The organism is Rheinheimera hassiensis (assembly GCF_022436675.1).
Taxonomy (GTDB): Bacteria; Pseudomonadota; Gammaproteobacteria; order Enterobacterales; family Alteromonadaceae; genus Alishewanella; species Alishewanella hassiensis.
On sequence record NZ_JAKUJZ010000016.1, the window covers coordinates 1 to 18,319 of the forward strand.

Here is an 18,319-nt window from a genome sequence, read left to right on the forward strand (position 1 = left end):
CGATAAATTTCATTTTTCGTGAAATCCATCATAAGTGCCCACACAGATGATTGATTGCTAATTGTTAAAGAGCGTGCGTCAGAGTTTACTCAATGACGCGAGGCTTTCACCTCAGTCAGACGCTTTCTGCTTTCGCTTGCTGCCGTCTGTGTGGTGCGCATTATAGAGATCGCTGCAATTCGATCAAGATCTTTTTTACAGAAATATGATCGACCGCGCACTTTTTAAGCGATCCTTTGAAAAAGCACTGATTTTTGGTTATAAATCAGTCAATTTCAACATCTGATGCTGTGATTCTGATAACTTCGGACAGATCTGGCTTATGTTTTTTTGGACGTTGCAGCTCATGCTGATACAGATATTCGCCTAACTGGCGCAGAAACGGCAGAGCCACTTCGTCTGTCTGATATTGATCGTCATTTAAAGTATCGTTTTCATTGGCGTAGATCACTGCTGTAATAAAGAACTCGATCTGCTGCTGCAGGTCGACAATATAGGCGCCATCAATAATATGGCCATAGGCCCAGCCGGTTTTATTAAAAATACGAATATGTGGTGGTATCTGCTGTGCCTTACCGCCAAACAACAAAAATTTAGAATAGTTATCCGGGTACTGTGTTGCATCGTAAAGTGGATTAACGCTGTCAGGCGGTAACATCGCCATATAACGCAGCACCAACGCACGGTCTTCCGGCCGTAGATTAAAACGCTCATTCTCCGTAAAAAGCTGCGGAAAGATCACCCGCTTTATTACACCATCAAAATCAGCAACGCTGAGACGGTTTTTGTCAGTAAAATCCATCGGTGAGTTAATCAATTCATTACCACTGATATACGCTCTGCCCAATGTCGGTTTATCTTTGTTGATATATTGCTGATTTGTACTGCGGGCCGGCAGAGCCAGAATTGGCTTGCCCTTAATATCAACAAAGCGTACCGGGTTGAACTGCCGGTTTTGCTCTACCGTCAATGGCACGCTGAGGCGATGATTAATCACACTATGCGTCAGGCCTTTAGCTGCCAAACGCTGATTAATAAAATCTTGCCCCAACAATTCATACAACCGGTTGCTGCTGTCATTATCACTTACCAGTAATATCTTCTTTATATACTGCGCAATGCTGGGCAAGCCATTCAAAGCGGTCGGGTCGTTAGCTTGCGCTGTCTGCCAGTCAGTTGCCGCATCAGTCAACATAGTGGTGTGAGCATTTAAACCGGCGATGCTTTTCTCCGTCAACCACTCCAACGCCAACAGTGCTATCGGCAGTTTTACTGTGCTGGCCGGATAGAAATAGCGGTCATCATCAAGCCCAAACTGATAGTACGTCAGCGCTGGATTATTATCAGCGTCACGGTCAATTCGTGTATAGATAATTTGCAGCCGGTAAGGCTCAGGACTACTCAGCACTCGCTGCAATATCGGGTAATCAGCTGTTACCCCGGATAACAGTGGCTGCAGTGATTGATACTGAAGATCTGGCGGCGTTTTAGCACCCGTTGCCTGTGACACAATCAGTAATAACAGAAAAAGCGATATTTTTTGCATCATCGATACCTGGACTTAAAACGAAGCTCCATAGTACGAATTAGCGGTTGGAAAAACAAACAGGCATAAAAAAGCCGGGCATAGCCCGGCTTTTTAGTTCTTTAGCGCTTACTCAGCTGCAGTTTCTTCAACTGGCAGTGCGTCCACTTCCGGACGATCGACTAACTCGATGTAAGCCATAGGTGCGTTATCACCGGCACGGAAGCCACACTTCAAAATACGAGTGTAACCACCTGGACGCGCGTTGTAACGCGGGCCCAGCACGTTGAATAACAGACCTACTACTTCTTTATCACGAGTACGGGCGAAAGCTAAACGGCGGTTTGCAACGCTGTCATTCTTTGCCAATGTGATCAGTGGCTCGATCACACGACGTAACTCTTTAGCCTTTGGCAAAGTCGTTTTGATGATTTCGTGCTTCACCAACGAGCTTGCCATATTGCGGAACATTGCCGTACGGTGGCTGCTGTTCCTGTTTAATTGACGACCACTCTTGCGATGGCGCATGATCTATTCCTTCTCACTAAACCAGAAACTGGTATCTGATTAGTCTTTATTTACCAGACTCGCTGGCGGCCAGTTCTCAAGGCGCATGCCCAGAGATAAACCGCGTGATGCCAGCACGTCTTTGATTTCGGTAAGCGACTTTTTACCCAGGTTAGGTGTTTTAAGTAACTCAACCTCGGTACGCTGAACCAGATCACCAATGTACTGAATCTGCTCTGCCTTCAAGCAGTTAGCAGAACGAACTGTTAATTCCAAATCATCGACCGGACGTAACAGAATCGGATCAAACTCCGGCTTCTCTTCGCGTTTTTCCGGTTCGCTCTTATCGCGCAGCTCGACGAAGAACTCTAGCTGTTCGGCCAAAATTGTTGCTGCACGGCGAATGGCTTCCTCTGGCTCAACAGTGCCGTTGGTCTCCATATCGATGATCAGTTTGTCCAGATCGGTACGCTGTTCTACCCGCGCAGCTTCAACTGAGTAGGCTATACGCTCTACCGGGCTGAAAGAGGCATCCAGTAACAGACGACCAATAGGACGCTCGTCATCATCTGAGGACAAACGCGCTGATGCAGGCACATAACCGCGACCACGTTCAACTTTCAGGCGCATACTGAATTCAGTTTCGCCAGTCAGGTTGCAAATAACGTGCTCAGGGTTGGTAATAACCACACCGTCGCCATGCTGGATGTCTCCAGCTGTTACAGGGCCAGCACCTTTCTTCGTCAAAGTCAGAGTGACTTCATCTTTGTCTTCCAGGCGAACGGCAAGGCCTTTCAGGTTCAGAAGGATATCGATGATATCTTCCTGTACACCTTCTTTGGCACTGTACTCATGGAGAACGCCGTCAATCTCAACTTCAGTCACTGCACAACCTGGCATTGACGAAAGCAGAATACGACGTAACGCGTTGCCCAAGGTATGCCCGAAACCGCGCTCAAGTGGTTCCAAAGTAACTTTGGCACGAGTTGGGTTGATTTTTTCGATACCAACTAATCTCGGCTTAAGGAATTCGGTGACAGAACCCTGCATATATCCTCTCTTAACAATTAGCTTTACTTAGAGTAAAGCTCGACGATTAACTGTTCGTTGATGTCAGCAGACAAATCTGAACGCTCAGGCAGACGTTTGAAAACGCCTTCCAGTTTCGTATTATCTACTTCGATCCAAGTTGGTTTCTCACGTTGTGCAGCTACTTCAAGCGCAGCACCAATACGGGCTTGCTTTTTCGCTTTCTCACGAACAGAGATCACTTGTTCAGGTAATACTTTGTATGATGGAATGTTCAGCACTTGACCATTAATCATGATGGCTTTGTGGCTAACCAACTGACGTGCTTCAGCGCGCGTGCTGGCCAAACCCATACGGTATACTACGTTGTCTAAGCGTGACTCTAACAACGCTAACAGGTTTTCACCTGTATTACCTTTCAAACGAGCAGCTTCCTTGTAATAATTACGGAACTGCTTCTCTAATACGCCATACATACGACGTACTTTTTGTTTCTCGCGTAACTGTAAACCGTAGTCTGATAAGCGACCGCGACGAGCGCCGTGCTGACCAGGGGCAGTAGTTAAGTTACACTTTGAATCGATTGCTCTTACGCCGCTCTTCAGGAACAGATCTGTACCTTCGCGACGACTTAGTTTGAGCTTAGGACCCAAATATCTTGCCATCTTCTTTCTCCAATAATCCGTGAAGCGCTGTAATTACACGCGACGTTTTTTAGGTGGACGACATCCGTTATGTGGGATAGGCGTCACGTCGGTGATATTTGTGATCTTGTAACCAGCGGCGTTCAGAGCACGAATCGCTGATTCGCGGCCTGGGCCTGGGCCATTCACAAACACTTCAAGGTTCTTCAGACCATATTCCAGCGCAGCAGTACCTGCACGCTCTGCAGCTACCTGAGCAGCGAACGGAGTAGATTTACGTGAACCACGGAAACCTGAACCGCCGGCAGTAGCCCAGCACAATGCATTGCCCTGACGATCAGTAATCGTCACGATGGTGTTGTTGAAAGAAGCATGGATATGAGCCATACCGTCTGAAACTTGCTTTTTTACCCGTTTACGAGTACGAACTGGTGCTTTAGCCATGTTGAATCACCTTATTTCTTAATCGCTTTACGTGGGCCCTTGCGGGTACGCGCATTAGTTTTAGTGCGCTGACCACGAACCGGCAGACTACGACGGTGGCGCAGGCCACGGTAGCAACCAAGGTCCATTAAACGCTTAATGTTTAACGTAATTTCACGGCGCAAGTCACCTTCAACGGTGTATTTTGCAACTTCGTCACGAAGCGTATCTAACTGAGCGTCGCTTAACGCAGCAATTTTTGTACTTTCTTCGATACCCACTGCAGCTAAAATCGATTTAGCGCGGGTTTTGCCGATACCATAAACATAGGTCAAAGAGATGACCGCATGCTTATTATCGGGGATGTTAATGCCAGCGATACGGGCCACTAACGTTCTCCTATAATAGAGTTTAAAAATGCCAATTTGAAAAGCCCGTAAGGATACTCAAATGGCGCTGATATTGCAAACGATAAAGGGGCTCAACCAATCAGCGTAGCCCACAGTATCATTTTTGTTCTGCTATTAGCCTTGGCGCTGTTTGTGCTTTGGCTCACTGCAAATTACGCGAACAACGTTATTACGTCTAATCACTTTGCAGTTACGGCAGATCTTCTTAACGGAAGCTCGTACTTTCATAACTTAACTCCGCAAACTATCTTAACGGCCGTAGCCTTTAAGATTTGCCTTTTTAAGCACAGAATCATATTGATGTGACATCAAATGCGTCTGTACCTGTGCCATAAAGTCCATGATAACCACAACGATAATCAGCAGTGAAGTACCACCGAAGTAGAACTGTACGTCCCACGCTACCATCATGAACTCAGGAACTAAACAGATAAAGGTTATATACAAGGCACCTGCTAAGGTTAACCTTGTCATCACTTTATCAATGTATTTTGATGTCTGCTCACCAGGACGGATCCCAGGGATAAAAGCACCAGATTTCTTCAGATTTTCAGCTGTATCACGCGGGTTAAACACCAACGCAGTATAGAAGAAGCAAAAGAAAATAATGGCCGCGGAGTATAACATCATATACAACGGTTGTCCCGGAGATAATGTTAATGCTAATTCCTGAAGGAAGTTAGCTACCGCACCTTCACCTGAACCAAACCAACTGGCTATCGTTCCGGGGAACAGAATAATGCTAGAGGCAAAAATCGGCGGAATTACACCGGCCATATTGACCTTTAACGGCAAATGGCTGCTTTGCGCGGCAAACACCTGACGGCCTTGCTGACGCTTGGCGTAATTGACCACAATCCGACGCTGGCCGCGTTCAAAGAACACCACAAACCAGGTAATCGCGATCACGATCGCACCTATTGCAACTAACAGTAAAAAGTGCAAATCGCCTTGACGTGCCTGCTCAATCGTCTGACCAATGGCCGACGGGAAGCCGGCAACAATACCGGTAAAGATTAGCAACGAAATACCATTACCAATGCCACGCTCTGTAATTTGCTCACCCAACCACATTAAAAACATGGTACCGGTAACCAAACTGATTACCGCAGTGAAGTAAAATGCAAAGCCTGGGTTTATCACTAAACCCGGCATCATATTAGGCAGGCCAGTGGCAATACCAATGGCCTGTAACGTTGCTAATGCTAAAGTACCGTAGCGCGTCATCTGATTAATTTTGCGCTTTCCAGCTTCGCCTTCTTTCTTTAATTCGGCCATGGCAGGATGAACTACCGTTAACAGCTGAACAATAATAGAGGCAGAGATGTAGGGCATAATACCCAACGCAAATACGGAAGCACGCTCAAGTGCGCCACCGCTGAACATGTTAAACATTTCAACGATGGTGCCCTTTTGTTGCTCGAATAACTGAGCCAGCACGGCGGCGTCAATTCCAGGAATTGGCACAAAGGAGCCTAACCGAAATACGATTATGGCCAAAAGTACAAATAACAAACGGGCTTTCAGCTCGCTGAATCCGCCTTTTGCACTTTTTGAGTCCGAACCTGGTTTAGCCATCGCGTACTATCCTTATTATTCTTCGACTTTACCGCCAGCGGCTTCGATTGCTGCACGCGCGCCTTTAGTTGCACCTAAACCTTTTACGGTTACCGGGCGAGTAATCTCACCTGACAGTACTACTTTGGCAAACTTAACAGTACGAGAAATGATGTTAGCTTCCATCAGGCTAGCCAGATCAACTACATCACCTTTCACCGCTGCCAGTTCGTGCAGACGTACTTCAGCAGAAACCAGAGATTTCTGTGAAGTGAAACCAAATTTAGGTAAGCGCTGTTTCAATGGCATTTGACCGCCTTCGAAACCAGGACGCACTTTACCGCCAGAACGTGATTTCAAACCTTTGTGACCACGACCAGCAGTTTTACCTAAGCCAGAGCCGATACCACGACCCACGCGGCGCTTTTCTTTCTTAGCACCAGGTGCCGGAGCAAGAGTATTTAATAACATCTGTTACTCCTCCACTTTAACCATGTAATACACAGCGTTGATCATACCGCGAACTGAAGGTGTATCTTCAACTTCAACAGTGTGACCGATGCGGCGTAAACCTAACCCAGTTAACGAGGCCTTGTGCTTCGGTAAACGACCGATGCTTGACTTCGTTTGGGTTACTTTAATTGTCTTCTTCGCCATGGCAGATTACCCCAGAATGTCGTCAACGCGTAAACCGCGTTTAGCAGCTATTTGAGCTGGCGACTTAACAGTCGACAGTGCATTAATAGTTGCGCGAACTACGTTGATTGGGTTAGTTGAGCCGTAACACTTAGACAGAATGTTCTGTACACCAGCAACTTCCAGTACGGCGCGCATTGCACCACCGGCGATCAAGCCAGTACCTTCAGCTGCAGGTTGCATGTAAACATTTGAACCTGAGTGAACACCACGGGTTGGGTGGTGTAAAGTGTTACCATTTAACTCAACCTGAGTCATATTGCGACGTGCCTTTTCCATTGCCTTTTGAATGGCAGCTGGAACTTCACGCGCTTTACCATAACCAAAACCAACGCGACCATTACCGTCACCAACTACGGTCAAAGCGGTGAAGGAGAAAATCCGACCACCTTTAACAACTTTTGACACGCGGTTTACTGCAACAAGCTTCTCTTGTAAATCAGATTGTTGTTTAGCTTCTTCGTTAGCCATGAGCTACTCCTAGAACTGAAGACCGGCTTCACGCGCCGCGTCAGCCAGAGCTTGTACGCGACCATGATACTGGAAGCCACTGCGGTCAAAAGCACAAGCAGTAACGCCTTTGGCTACTGCACGTTCGGCAATCGCTTTACCTACAGCCTTAGCAGCATCTACGTTACCAGTGTACTTCAGTGAGTCTTTGATTGAAGCTTCTACGGTAGAAGCTGCAGCAATCACTTCAGCATTTGGTGCGATAAGCTGGGCGTAGATGTGACGTGGTGTACGGTGTACAACCAGGCGATTCGCACCTTGTTCGATAATATTTCTGCGAGTGCGTTTGGCACGGCGCAGACGAGCAAGTTTCTTATCCATCGTCCTACCCTACTTTTTCTTCGCTTCTTTACGACGCACGTTTTCATTTGCATAGCGCACACCTTTGCCTTTATAAGGCTCTGGTTTACGGTATGCCCGGATGTTAGCGGCAACCTGACCAACTAATTGCTTGTCAGCACCTTTTACCAGTACTTCAGTCTGGGTTGGCGTTTCAATAGTGATACCGTTAGGTACCTGAAACACCACTGGGTGAGAAAAGCCCAGGCTCAGGTTCAATACTTTACCTTCTGCTTTCGCACGGTAACCAACACCAACCAGTTCCAGCTTCTGTGAGAAGCCTTCAGTTACACCAGTAACCAGGTTGTTGATTAACGCACGGGCAGTACCCGCTTGCGCGTCAGCACCATCGAAGCCGTCACGTGGATTGGTACGTAAAACGTTACCATCTACCACGACTTCAACCGCTGGGTTAACATCTAATGTTAACTCGCCGTTTTTGCCCTTGAACGACACTACCTGACCTTTTTGCGTTACAGTAACGCCGGTTGGGATAGTGACTGGGGCTTTAGCAACACGAGACATAGATTACTACCTCCGTTACGCTACGTAGCCGATGATTTCGCCACCGATACCAACCTTGCGCGCGGCGCGGTCAGTCATTAGTCCTTTAGATGTTGACACGATGGCCACACCTAAACCGCCCATTACCTTAGGTAAATCGCCACGCTTCTTATAGATGCGCAGACCTGGACGACTAACACGATCGATAGTTTCAATTACAGATTTGCCCTGGAAGTACTTTAACGTTACTTCCAGCTCTGGCTTAACATCACCAGAAACCGCGAAATCAGCGATGTAACCTTCGTCTTTTAATACTTTCGCAATAGACACCTTCAGTTTTGAAGATGGCATCTTAACCGCAACTTTATTGGCTGACTGGCCGTTGCGGATGCGAGTAAACATATCCGCTACTGGATCTTGCAAACTCATAGCTCGTTACTCCCGTGATTCTTACCAGCTAGCCTTACGAAGGCCAGGAATTTCACCGCGCATCGCCGCTTCACGGACCTTGATCCGGCTCATGCCGAACTTACGCAGGTAACCGTGTGGACGACCAGTTACACGACAACGATTACGTTGACGCGAAGGGCTTGAATCACGCGGCAACGTCTGTAACTTAAGAACTGCAGCCCAGCGATCTTCGTCAGAAGTCGCAGGATTGGCAATCGCATCTCTCAGTTCATGACGCTTTGCAGCGAATTTGGCTACCAGTTGTGCACGCTTTAACTCGCGGGCTTTCATTGATTGTTTTGCCATGACCCTACACCTTATTTCTTGAATGGGAAGTTAAACGCGGCAAGTAAAGCACGTCCTTCGTCATCGGTACGCGCGGTAGTCGTAATAGTGATATCTAAACCACGTACTGCGTCTACTTTGTCATAGTCGATTTCTGGGAAAATGATTTGCTCACGTACACCCATGCTGTAGTTACCACGGCCATCGAACGACTTCGGGTTTACACCACGGAAGTCACGAATACGCGGGATAGCAATAGAGACTAAACGCTCTAAGAATTCCCACATACGTTCGCCGCGCAGGGTCACTTTTGCGCCAATAGGGTAGCCTTCACGGATTTTGAAACCAGCTACTGATTTACGAGCCTTAGTTACCAGAGGTTTCTGGCCGGCAATAGCAGTTAAATCTGCTACGGCGTTATCAAGGATCTTTTTATCAGCTACGGCTTCACCCACACCCATATTGAGTGTGATTTTAACAATCCGAGGGACTTGCATGACGCTGGTGTAGCCGAACTGCTTAAACAGTTCTGGGACTACGGTGTCTTTGTAAATTTCATGCAGTTTCGCCATCGTATTACTCCAATAGCAATTAAATTACTTCGTTATTCGACTTGAAAAAACGTACTTTTTTGCCGTCTTCAAGGCGGAAACCTACACGATCTGCTTTACCCGTTTTAGAGTTAAAGATCGCTACGTTTGAAACATGAATTGAGGCTTCTTTCTCAACGATACCGCCTGGCTGATTCAGAGCCGGTACAGGCTTCTGATGCTTTTTAACCAGGTTAACGCCGGAAACATAAACACGACCTTCAGCTACTAAAACTTTAGTAACCTTACCGCGCTTACCCTTGTCCTTACCAGTAAGAACAACAACCTCGTCATCACGACGGATTTTACTAGCCATGGTGACTCCTTACAGTACTTCAGGTGCCAGAGACACGATCTTCATAAACTTATCGCCACGAAGTTCACGTGTAACAGGCCCGAAAATACGAGTGCCGATCGGTTCCAGCTTGCTGTTTAACAACACTGCTGCATTGCGATCAAAACGGATTAATGACCCGTCCTGACGGCGTACGCCTTTGCGTGTACGCACCACCACTGCATTCAGTACATCACCTTTTTTAACCTTACCGCGCGGAATTGCTTCCTTAACGGTAATTTTGATGATGTCACCAATTGCAGCATAACGGCGATGTGAACCACCTAAGACCTTAATACACATTACGCTGCGCGCGCCGCTGTTGTCTGCGACTTCCAGCATAGATTGCATCTGGATCATCTTAGTGCTCCGCTATTCTACTAAATAACCCTCACGGGCTACGCTGCTTACGATAAAAACTACCCCCTGACAAGAGGGCGCGTGATTATAACAGCACTCTTGTTAAAAAGGTAGCGCAAAATAAAAGCGGCTCCGTTATGGAGCCGCTTTTAACATCTTAACGAATTAAGATGCTGATTCGACTACAGCAACCAGGGTCCATGACTTAGTCTTGGACAAAGGACGGCATTCACGGATAGTGACTACGTCGCCTTCTTTACACTGATTTGTTTCGTCATGTACGTGCAGCTTGGTAGTACGCTTGATGAACTTCCCGTAAATTGGGTGTTTCACCGAACGCTCGATCGCAACAGTAATAGACTTGTCCATTTTGTTGCTGATCACTTTACCTTGCAGTGTACGAGTATTAGTTTCGCTCATTACGCACCTGCCTTCTCGGTTAAGATGGTCTTAACGCGCGCGATATCACGACGCACCTGCTTAAATAAATGCGTTTGAGCTAACTGACCGGTAGCTAATTGCATGCGCAGGTTGAACTGCTCACGTAACAAGCCCAGTAATTCAGCGTTTAACTCTTCAACACTTTTCGCTTTTAATTCGCTGGCTTTCATCACATTACCGTCCGCGTTACAAAGGTTGTCTTAAATGGTAGCTTAGCGGAAGCCAGTGCAAATGCATGACGCGCTAACTCTTCAGACACACCGTCCATTTCGTACAGTACTTTGCCAGGTTTAATCTGACATACCCAATACTCAACAGAACCTTTACCACTACCCATACGTACTTCCAGCGGCTTAGCGGTGATTGGTTTGTCTGGGAACACACGGATCCAGATTTTACCAACACGCTTAACAGCGCGCGTCATAGCACGACGTGCAGATTCGATTTGACGTGAAGTCATCTGACCACGTTCTAAAGATTTCAGTGCATATGTACCGAAAGATACTTTGTCACCAACCTGGGCTAAACCACGGTTACGACCTTTGTGCACTTTACGAAATTTTGTACGTTTTGGTTGCAACATCGCTCAATACCCCTACTTAGCCTTACGTGCCGGTTTTTTCGGCGCTTTAGGCTGGTTGTTATTGTTGGCGTTGTTGGTGTTGTTGTTCAATGGCAGAGCACCTAAGATCTCGCCTTTGAAAATCCACACTTTCACACCAATGATACCGTAAGTAGTCAGTGCTTCTGAGGTATTGTAATCGATGTCAGCACGCAGAGTGTGAAGTGGCACGCGGCCTTCACGGTACCACTCTGAACGAGCGATTTCTGCGCCGCCTAAACGGCCGCTAACTTCAACTTTGATACCCTTGGCACCGATACGCATGGCGTTTTGTACCGCGCGCTTCATAGCACGACGGAACATTACACGACGCTCTAACTGGCTGCTGATTGAGTCAGCAACTAATTTGGCATCCAGCTCAGGCTTGCGGATTTCAGAGATGTTAATCTGCGCAGGTACGCCAGCGATGGCTGCTACTTGCTTGCGGATTTTCTCAACATCTTCACCTTTCTTACCGATGATTACGCCTGGACGCGCAGTGTGAATTGTCACACGGATGCTTTTCGCAGGGCGTTCAATATCGATCCGGCTAACTGACGCGGCTTTCAGTTCTTTTGTCAGATACTGACGAACTTTAAAGTCACCGTTTAAGAAATCCGGGAAGTCTTTCGTATTCGCGAACCAGGTTGAGCTCCATGGCTTAGTGATACCTAGGCGAATACCATTAGGATGTACTTTCTGTCCCATTTCTCTCTCCTAGTTATCAGCTACAACCACAGTAATGTGGCTAGTACGCTTGACGATACGGTCAGCACGACCTTTAGCACGTGGCTTGATGCGCTTCATAGACGGACCTTCATCAATGAAGATAGTCTTAACTTTCAGCGTATCAATATCCGCGCCTTCATTGTGCTCAGCGTTGGCAATGGCTGATAAAAGAACCTTTTTAACTAACTCAGCAGCTTTTTTCGGGCTGTAAGTCAGTACGTTCAGCGCCTTATCTACTGACAATCCACGCACCTGGTCAGCGACCAGACGGGTTTTTTGAGCAGAAGAACGGGCAAATTTGTGTTTAGCTAATGCTTGCATCATTTACCCCTTAGCGCTTCTTGGCCTTTTTGTCGGCTGCATGACCACGGTAGGTACGAGTAGGTGCAAATTCACCTAACTTGTGACCAATCATCTCTTCCGAGACGAACACAGGTACATGTTGACGACCATTATGGACAGCGATGGTCAAACCGATCATATCAGGTATGATCATTGAACGACGGCTCCAAGTCTTAATAGGCTTCTTGTCACCGCTTTCCAACGCTTTCTCTACCTTCTTCAGCAAGTGAAGGTCAATAAATGGACCTTTCTTGAGAGAACGTGGCATGGCAATTCCTCACAAATTATTTATCACGACGACGTACGATAAGTTTATCAGTACGCTTGTTTGAACGAGTTTTGTAACCCTTCGTTGGTACGCCCCATGGAGATACAGGGTGACGACCACCAGAAGTTTTACCTTCACCACCACCGTGTGGGTGATCAACCGGGTTCATTACCACACCACGTACGGTTGGGCGAACGCCACGCCAGCGCATTGCACCAGCTTTACCGTATTGACGTAACATATGTTCCGCGTTGCCGATCTCACCGATAGTCGCGCGACAATCTGCTAATACTTTGCGTACTTCGCCACTGCGTAAACGCAGTGTCACGTACTCACCGTCACGAGCCAGGATCTGTACAAATGCGCCAGCTGAACGAGCTAACTGACCACCTTTACCTGGTTTCATTTCGATGTTGTGTACTACCTGACCAACCGGGATATTGCGCAGTGGTAAGGTGTTACCGGCTTTGATTGGTGATTCCATACCTGAAACCACTGTATCACCTGCCTTCAGGCCTTTAGGGGCCAGAATGTAACGACGCTCACCGTCTGCGTATAACACCAGTGCGATGTTAGCAGTACGGTTTGGATCGTACTCTAAACGCTCAACTTTGGCTGGAATGCCATCTTTGTTGCGTTTGAAGTCAACTAAACGGTAATGTTGCTTATGACCACCACCGATATGACGGGTAGTGATGCGACCGTTGTTGTTACGACCACCAGTTTTTGAATTTTTCTCTAACAAAGGGGCATAAGGCTTGCCTTTGTACAGGTCTGGGTTAACCACTTTTAATACGTGGCGACGACCTGGTGACGTAGGTTTACACTTTACAAGTGCCATTTCCTAACTCCTCTTCTTACTCAGCGCCGCCAACGAAATCGATTTCGCTGCCTTCTTTAAGAGTTACGTAAGCTTTTTTCCAATCGCTACGCTTGCCCATACGCGCACCAGTGCGCTTGGACTTACCCTTAACGTTAACAGTACGCACACCAACGACTTCAGTTTCGAACAGTTTTTCAACTGCTGCTTTAACATCAGCTTTAGTCGCAGTAGTGGCTACCTTGAAAACGACTGTATTATGTTTTTCAGCAGACACAGTGCTCTTTTCAGATACGTGTGGTGCTAAAATAACCTTCAGTAAACGTTCTTCGCGGATCATGCTAACAGCTCCTCAAGTTGCTTAACTGCAGCAGCAGTCATTAACACTTTGTCGAATGCGATTAAGCTGACCGGGTCGATACCGTGTACGTCACGCACATCAACCTTGTACAGGTTGCGTGCTGATAAGAACAGGTTCTCATCCACTTCGTTAGTCACGATTAACACGTCTTTTAAGTCCATTGCTTTTAACTTTGCAGTTAAATCTTTGGTCTTAGGCGAATCAACGGCGAAATTTTCCACCACGATTAAACGCTCTTGACGTACTAATTCAGACAGGATGCTTTGGATCGCACCACGATACATTTTACGGTTTACTTTTTGGCTGTGATCTTGTGGCTTAGCCGCAAAAGTTACACCGCCTCCGCGCCAGATTGGGCTGCGGATAGTGCCGGCACGCGCGCGGCCTGTACCTTTTTGACGCCATGGCTTCTTACCACCACCGCGTACTTCAGAACGTGTCAGCTGAGCGCGGGTACCCTGACGGGCGCCGGCAGCATAGGCTACAACGACCTGATGAACCAAAGCTTCATTAAACTCACGTCCAAAGGTAGCTTCGGAAACTTCAAGAACGCCTTGAGCGTCTCGTAATGCTAATTCCATCACTTATCTCCTCAGACGTTAGCTTTTAACAGCTGGTTTAACGATCACGTCACCACCGATAGCGCCAGGTACTGCACCTTTCACTAACAGCAGATTACGTTCTGCGTCTACACGAACCACTTCCAGTGACTGCACGGTTACGCGCTCAGCACCTAAGTGACCAGCCATTTTTTTACCCTTGAATACTTTACCTGGTGATTGGTTCTGACCAATTGAACCAGGGGCACGGTGTGATAACGAGTTACCGTGAGTAGCATCCTGAGTACGGAAATTCCAGCGCTTAACAGCACCGGCAAAACCCTTACCTTTTGATGTGCCAGACACATCAACTTTTTTCGCTTCAGCGAAAATTTCAACCGTAATTTCGCTGCCGACAGTGATGTCAGCACCTTCGTTATCTGTCAGGCGGAATTCCCACAGACCACGACCAGCGTCCACGCCCACTTTAGCGAAGTGGCCTGCTTCTGGCTTGCTCATGCGGCTTGCCTTTACAGTACCAGCAGTCACTTGCAGTGCGCTGTAACCGTCTGTCTCTGCAGTTTTAACTGCAGTTACACGGTTTGGTGTCGCTTCGATTACGGTTACTGGAATTGAAACGCCGTCTTCAGTGAAGATGCGAGTCATTCCCACTTTACGACCGACTAGACCGATAGCCATTTCCTAAACCTCTCTATAAACCTGTCTGATTAGCCCAGGCTGATTTGAACGTCAACGCCAGCAGGCAAGTCTAAACGCATCAGCGCATCAACCGTTTTCTCGGTTGGCTCAACGATGTCGATTAAACGCTTGTGGGTACGGATTTCGTACTGATCACGTGCATCTTTGTTGACGTGAGGAGAAATCAATACAGTGAAACGTTCCTGGCGGGTAGGAAGTGGAATAGGACCACGAACCTGTGCGCCCGTACGCTTAGCTGTGTCAACGATTTCCATGGTTGACTGATCGATCAAACGGTGATCGAACGCTTTCAGACGGATGCGAATCCTTTGATTACTCATGTATCAAAGCCTCAAAGAGCAAAAAGAGCAAAAATAAACACAAGCTATCCAGCCCAAGAAGGGGGATGCCCATGCACCGAAGTTACGTTTGCTCCCCAATCGGGAGCACTGTAAGTGCTAAATAACTCTAAAGTTTACTTAGCAAGCCAGTCAGAATTAAATCGACTGGCCGCGCATTATACTGAAAACCAATGATAACGCAAGCATTGGTTATAAATTGCACTACAGAATATCATTCAACTCAAAGCCAATACCAAAGCGGGTAACCGAGCGATTGTAGTCGATCAGGCTTTCGCCATAACCGTTAAACAACTCGGCATAAAAGCGGATATGGTTGTTAAACGGTACTGAGTAAGACAAACGTACAGCACCTTTGTTGTCGCTACGCAGATTATTGCGTACCATCATACGCCAGGTTGCGCCCCCTTGCTTGTAAGCAGCGGACAGTTCAAACCAGCCCATGTATTTGGTGATGTCCGGGTTGTCGTCACCCTTATTGTCTGTTGGTGATTCTTTCGGATCTTCTTTAAAACGGTAGTAAGGCTCAAAATTAATAAATACATTGCCAATAGACGTTACCCAACTGAGCTTTAGCCGGTTCCAACTGCGAGACTGCGCTCCGGAGCGGCCGTTAGATTGATGCGATAAGCTCAAACCAATAATACGGCTGGCGGCATCTTCAACATTGGCATAATGCGGAAACATCAGAATAAGCTCGGGTTCGTAGTTGTTCTCCCGAAACGGCGATGACACCTCACTGTTGTAGGCCTGCCAATATGCCTGCTGGGTAAAGGCAAAAAACAGATAGCCATTGTCGTTATAAATTTTACTCCACAGCGGCGTTTTTAAGCTGAGCTGAAATTTAGCTTCTACATTATCCGACGGTGCTGACTCGCCGTCATTCACCATGATGGGGGCGATCCCATCAACGTAAGTTACCGGCATCAGATAGTTGTTATGATGTGGTATCAACGTAAAAGGCGCATACGAATCCCACTGCTCGGCTTTCATTCTTTTATCCAGTGCATCTGCCGCTGATACAGAAAATGCCAATAAGCTAACCAAACCAAGCAGGTACTTCATAACTCTCCTTAATGTTAAAAATGATCTGTAGCAAACTTATCCATTACCGCTGAATCGCGCCTTAACACGCTAAGTAACCCTGAGGCCTTGGGTAAAACGCGCTCAAAGTAATAAGCTGCTGTATATTGTTTTGCCTCTGTGAAGCTCTCGCTATGTGAAGTGCTCTGCAGCGCGGCCAGATTTTTATACCACATATAACCGTAAAGAACATATGAAACTAACGTTAAGTAATCACAGGCATTACCGCTTTGTGATCGGCTGTCTTGTGCCAGTAGCTCTGCCGTTAAGCTCTGTAATTGGCCGATGTAATGATGCAGCGACGCAGCAGCATCAATTGGTGTCGCGGCCATTTCAGCCTTGATTTCTGCCAGTAACGTAAGCAATACTGAGCCTTGGTCAACTGCCACTTTACGCAACATAAAGTCTGCCGCCTGGATGCCATTAGTGCCCTCATAAATCTGAGCAATACGTACATCACGCACCAGCTGCTCCATACCCCACTCTTTAACATAGCCATGGCCGCCAAATACTTGCTGTGCGGTCACACAGGCATCAAAGCCCTGATCTGTCATAAAAGCTTTGGCTATTGGCGTAAGCAAATTTGCGCGTTGTGCCGATACCGGGCAGTTGCCGTACTTAGCTTTATCCAGCAGTGACGCTACCCAGGTAGCAAAGGTGCGGCCGGCCTCATTCATTGCTTTAATGTTGAGTAACATGCGCCGCACATCCGCATGACCGATTATCGGCTCAGCTTTATTGGCGTCTTTTACGGTAATCCTACCCTGCAACCGGTCTTTAGCATAAGCCAGCGCATTTTGATAAGCGCGCTCAGCCGCCCCCAGCCCCTGACTGCCCATTGATAAACGCTCATAGTTCATCATGGTAAACATACAGGCTAAACCACGGTGTGGTTCACCGATTAAATAGCCTTTGGCGTAGTCGAAATTCAGCACGCAGGTTGCCGAGCCATTGATGCCCATTTTGTGCTCGATAGAACCTACACTAACATCATTGCGCTCGCCCGGCTCACCATCTGAGTCAGGTAAATACTTAGGCACCAAAAACAGCGAAATGCCGCGGCTGCCTGCCGGTGCATCCGGCAGCTTAGCTAATACCAGATGGATGATATTCGAGGTTAAATCATGCTCGCCGGCAGTAATAAAAATTTTGCTGCCGCTCAGCAGATAGCTGCCATCATCCGCCGGTTTTGCGGTGGTGCGCATAATGCCCAGATCAGAACCGGCATGGGCTTCAGTTAAACACATAGTGCCGGACCATTCGCCGCTGTACATTTTCGGCAAGTACAGTGCTTTGGTGGCCTCATCCGCATGTTGCAATAAAGCAACGCAAGCGCCAGCGGTTAAACCCGGATAAAGTGAAAAGGCAATATCGGCACTGCAGAGCATTTCATCAACCATCATTGATAACGCTTTGGGCATTCCCATACCGCCGTATTGCGGATCACCACTAAGACTGGTCCAGCCGCCTTCAGTTAAACTTTGATAGGCGGTTTGATAGTGCTGCGGCAACATGACTTTGCCATCCTTAAGTTGAGCACCTTGTTTATCAGCGTCGCCCGAGAAGGGTGCCAACTGTTGCTCACATATTTTGGCTGCTTCCTCCAAAATAGCTTTAGCTGTGTCGGCTTCAATTAATTCTTGTAACTGGCTTTGCTGCTGCCAATATTTGTCGAGCTGCCATACATCAAACAGGTTAAAACAAATATCATTTAGTGGGGCCTGGTAGTGGCTCATAACGTTGCACCTCAACTGGACGGATGAGTTTAAGCATGGCACAGCTTTGATTTTCAAACAAGTGTTTGAATAATATCTTGCAGCAGTAAAATTCAGCCATAAAAAAAGCCCCTTACGGGGCTTTTTCACATCTTAGCTATTACGCCAGGATTTTTGATACTACACCCGCACCTACTGT

31 protein-coding genes are annotated in these 18,319 nt (G+C 47.2%); all 31 read right to left on the bottom strand.

Going from position 1 to position 18,319, the window contains the following annotated elements; genetic code table 11:
• Positions 1–265: 265 nt before the first annotated feature.
• Positions 266–1,546, bottom strand: a complete 1,281-nt coding sequence (locus tag MJX74_RS21195) for a serine hydrolase (RefSeq protein ID WP_240225052.1) — start codon at positions 1,544–1,546, stop codon at positions 266–268.
• A gap of 108 nt (positions 1,547–1,654) precedes the next feature.
• On the bottom strand, positions 1,655–2,053 hold the full coding sequence (gene rplQ / locus MJX74_RS21200; RefSeq protein ID WP_027672166.1) for a 50S ribosomal protein L17: 399 nt from the start codon (positions 2,051–2,053) through the stop codon (positions 1,655–1,657).
• A 39-nt stretch (positions 2,054–2,092) separates the two neighbouring features.
• Positions 2,093–3,082 carry a DNA-directed RNA polymerase subunit alpha gene (locus MJX74_RS21205; RefSeq protein WP_027672165.1) on the bottom strand — a complete coding sequence of 330 codons (990 nt, stop codon included), beginning with the start codon at positions 3,080–3,082 and terminating at the stop codon, positions 2,093–2,095.
• A gap of 23 nt (positions 3,083–3,105) precedes the next feature.
• Positions 3,106–3,726 (bottom strand): 30S ribosomal protein S4, encoded by a 621-nt coding sequence (rpsD, locus tag MJX74_RS21210; RefSeq protein ID WP_068238290.1) that lies wholly within the window; start codon positions 3,724–3,726, stop codon positions 3,106–3,108.
• Between the two features lie 33 nt (positions 3,727–3,759).
• The gene (gene rpsK, locus MJX74_RS21215) at positions 3,760–4,149 is read right to left on the bottom strand and encodes a 30S ribosomal protein S11 (RefSeq protein ID WP_040552629.1); all 390 of its coding nucleotides are present in this window, start codon (positions 4,147–4,149) and stop codon (positions 3,760–3,762) included.
• An 11-nt stretch (positions 4,150–4,160) separates the two neighbouring features.
• Positions 4,161–4,517, bottom strand: a complete 357-nt coding sequence (gene rpsM / locus MJX74_RS21220) for a 30S ribosomal protein S13 (RefSeq protein WP_068238294.1) — start codon at positions 4,515–4,517, stop codon at positions 4,161–4,163.
• A 135-nt stretch (positions 4,518–4,652) separates the two neighbouring features.
• Positions 4,653–4,766 carry a 50S ribosomal protein L36 gene (gene rpmJ, locus MJX74_RS21225; protein WP_082694854.1) on the bottom strand — a complete coding sequence of 38 codons (114 nt, stop codon included), beginning with the start codon at positions 4,764–4,766 and terminating at the stop codon, positions 4,653–4,655.
• A 21-nt stretch (positions 4,767–4,787) separates the two neighbouring features.
• On the bottom strand, positions 4,788–6,116 hold the full coding sequence (gene secY, locus MJX74_RS21230; RefSeq protein ID WP_068238295.1) for a preprotein translocase subunit SecY: 1,329 nt from the start codon (positions 6,114–6,116) through the stop codon (positions 4,788–4,790).
• A gap of 15 nt (positions 6,117–6,131) precedes the next feature.
• Entirely contained in the window at positions 6,132–6,566 is a 435-nt protein-coding gene (gene rplO / locus MJX74_RS21235; RefSeq protein ID WP_068238296.1) for a 50S ribosomal protein L15, read from the bottom strand.
• A gap of 3 nt (positions 6,567–6,569) precedes the next feature.
• Complete coding sequence (gene rpmD / locus MJX74_RS21240; protein WP_027672159.1) at positions 6,570–6,752, bottom strand: 50S ribosomal protein L30; 183 nt, start codon at positions 6,750–6,752, stop codon at positions 6,570–6,572.
• Positions 6,753–6,758: 6 nt separating this feature from the next.
• On the bottom strand, positions 6,759–7,262 hold the full coding sequence (gene rpsE / locus MJX74_RS21245; RefSeq protein WP_068238299.1) for a 30S ribosomal protein S5: 504 nt from the start codon (positions 7,260–7,262) through the stop codon (positions 6,759–6,761).
• Positions 7,263–7,271: 9 nt separating this feature from the next.
• A complete protein-coding gene (rplR, locus tag MJX74_RS21250; protein ID WP_068238302.1) occupies positions 7,272–7,622 on the bottom strand; it encodes a 50S ribosomal protein L18 in 351 nt (116 codons plus the stop codon).
• A 9-nt stretch (positions 7,623–7,631) separates the two neighbouring features.
• Positions 7,632–8,165 carry a 50S ribosomal protein L6 gene (gene rplF / locus MJX74_RS21255; protein WP_068238305.1) on the bottom strand — a complete coding sequence of 178 codons (534 nt, stop codon included), beginning with the start codon at positions 8,163–8,165 and terminating at the stop codon, positions 7,632–7,634.
• A gap of 15 nt (positions 8,166–8,180) precedes the next feature.
• Entirely contained in the window at positions 8,181–8,573 is a 393-nt protein-coding gene (gene rpsH, locus MJX74_RS21260; RefSeq protein ID WP_068238308.1) for a 30S ribosomal protein S8, read from the bottom strand.
• 21 nt (positions 8,574–8,594) lie between these two features.
• The gene (gene rpsN / locus MJX74_RS21265) at positions 8,595–8,900 is read right to left on the bottom strand and encodes a 30S ribosomal protein S14 (protein ID WP_068238311.1); all 306 of its coding nucleotides are present in this window, start codon (positions 8,898–8,900) and stop codon (positions 8,595–8,597) included.
• A gap of 11 nt (positions 8,901–8,911) precedes the next feature.
• Positions 8,912–9,451, bottom strand: a complete 540-nt coding sequence (gene rplE, locus MJX74_RS21270; RefSeq protein ID WP_068238316.1) for a 50S ribosomal protein L5 — start codon at positions 9,449–9,451, stop codon at positions 8,912–8,914.
• A 19-nt stretch (positions 9,452–9,470) separates the two neighbouring features.
• Positions 9,471–9,785, bottom strand: a complete 315-nt coding sequence (gene rplX / locus MJX74_RS21275; protein ID WP_068238319.1) for a 50S ribosomal protein L24 — start codon at positions 9,783–9,785, stop codon at positions 9,471–9,473.
• A 9-nt stretch (positions 9,786–9,794) separates the two neighbouring features.
• Positions 9,795–10,163: a 50S ribosomal protein L14 gene (gene rplN / locus MJX74_RS21280; RefSeq protein ID WP_027672151.1), complete on the bottom strand. Its 369-nt coding sequence runs from the start codon at positions 10,161–10,163 to the stop codon at positions 9,795–9,797.
• Between the two features lie 165 nt (positions 10,164–10,328).
• A complete protein-coding gene (rpsQ, locus tag MJX74_RS21285) occupies positions 10,329–10,583 on the bottom strand; it encodes a 30S ribosomal protein S17 (protein WP_068238321.1) in 255 nt (84 codons plus the stop codon).
• Entirely contained in the window at positions 10,583–10,774 is a 192-nt protein-coding gene (gene rpmC / locus MJX74_RS21290) for a 50S ribosomal protein L29 (RefSeq protein ID WP_008224486.1), read from the bottom strand. Before rpmC ends, rpsQ begins: the two co-directional genes overlap by 1 nt.
• A complete protein-coding gene (rplP, locus tag MJX74_RS21295; RefSeq protein ID WP_046559235.1) occupies positions 10,774–11,187 on the bottom strand; it encodes a 50S ribosomal protein L16 in 414 nt (137 codons plus the stop codon). The genes rpmC and rplP overlap by 1 nt, the downstream gene beginning before the upstream one ends.
• 12 nt (positions 11,188–11,199) lie before the next feature.
• Positions 11,200–11,913 (bottom strand): 30S ribosomal protein S3, encoded by a 714-nt coding sequence (gene rpsC, locus MJX74_RS21300; protein ID WP_008224489.1) that lies wholly within the window; start codon positions 11,911–11,913, stop codon positions 11,200–11,202.
• A 9-nt stretch (positions 11,914–11,922) separates the two neighbouring features.
• Positions 11,923–12,255 (bottom strand): 50S ribosomal protein L22, encoded by a 333-nt coding sequence (rplV, locus tag MJX74_RS21305; protein WP_019677721.1) that lies wholly within the window; start codon positions 12,253–12,255, stop codon positions 11,923–11,925.
• A 10-nt stretch (positions 12,256–12,265) separates the two neighbouring features.
• Positions 12,266–12,544 carry a 30S ribosomal protein S19 gene (gene rpsS, locus MJX74_RS21310; protein WP_008950795.1) on the bottom strand — a complete coding sequence of 93 codons (279 nt, stop codon included), beginning with the start codon at positions 12,542–12,544 and terminating at the stop codon, positions 12,266–12,268.
• A gap of 16 nt (positions 12,545–12,560) precedes the next feature.
• Positions 12,561–13,385 carry a 50S ribosomal protein L2 gene (gene rplB / locus MJX74_RS21315; RefSeq protein WP_068238326.1) on the bottom strand — a complete coding sequence of 275 codons (825 nt, stop codon included), beginning with the start codon at positions 13,383–13,385 and terminating at the stop codon, positions 12,561–12,563.
• Positions 13,386–13,401: 16 nt separating this feature from the next.
• Entirely contained in the window at positions 13,402–13,704 is a 303-nt protein-coding gene (gene rplW / locus MJX74_RS21320; RefSeq protein WP_068238329.1) for a 50S ribosomal protein L23, read from the bottom strand.
• On the bottom strand, positions 13,701–14,306 hold the full coding sequence (gene rplD, locus MJX74_RS21325; RefSeq protein ID WP_092796978.1) for a 50S ribosomal protein L4: 606 nt from the start codon (positions 14,304–14,306) through the stop codon (positions 13,701–13,703). Before rplD ends, rplW begins: the two co-directional genes overlap by 4 nt.
• Positions 14,307–14,324: 18 nt before the next feature.
• Positions 14,325–14,963, bottom strand: a complete 639-nt coding sequence (gene rplC / locus MJX74_RS21330) for a 50S ribosomal protein L3 (RefSeq protein ID WP_068238335.1) — start codon at positions 14,961–14,963, stop codon at positions 14,325–14,327.
• A gap of 29 nt (positions 14,964–14,992) precedes the next feature.
• Positions 14,993–15,304: a 30S ribosomal protein S10 gene (gene rpsJ, locus MJX74_RS21335; protein WP_008899121.1), complete on the bottom strand. Its 312-nt coding sequence runs from the start codon at positions 15,302–15,304 to the stop codon at positions 14,993–14,995.
• 222 nt (positions 15,305–15,526) lie between these two features.
• Positions 15,527–16,387 (bottom strand): phospholipase A, encoded by an 861-nt coding sequence (locus MJX74_RS21340; protein ID WP_240225053.1) that lies wholly within the window; start codon positions 16,385–16,387, stop codon positions 15,527–15,529.
• Positions 16,388–16,401: 14 nt separating this feature from the next.
• Positions 16,402–18,141 (bottom strand): acyl-CoA dehydrogenase family protein, encoded by a 1,740-nt coding sequence (locus tag MJX74_RS21345; RefSeq protein WP_240225054.1) that lies wholly within the window; start codon positions 18,139–18,141, stop codon positions 16,402–16,404.
• Between the last annotated feature and the right edge of the window lie 178 nt (positions 18,142–18,319).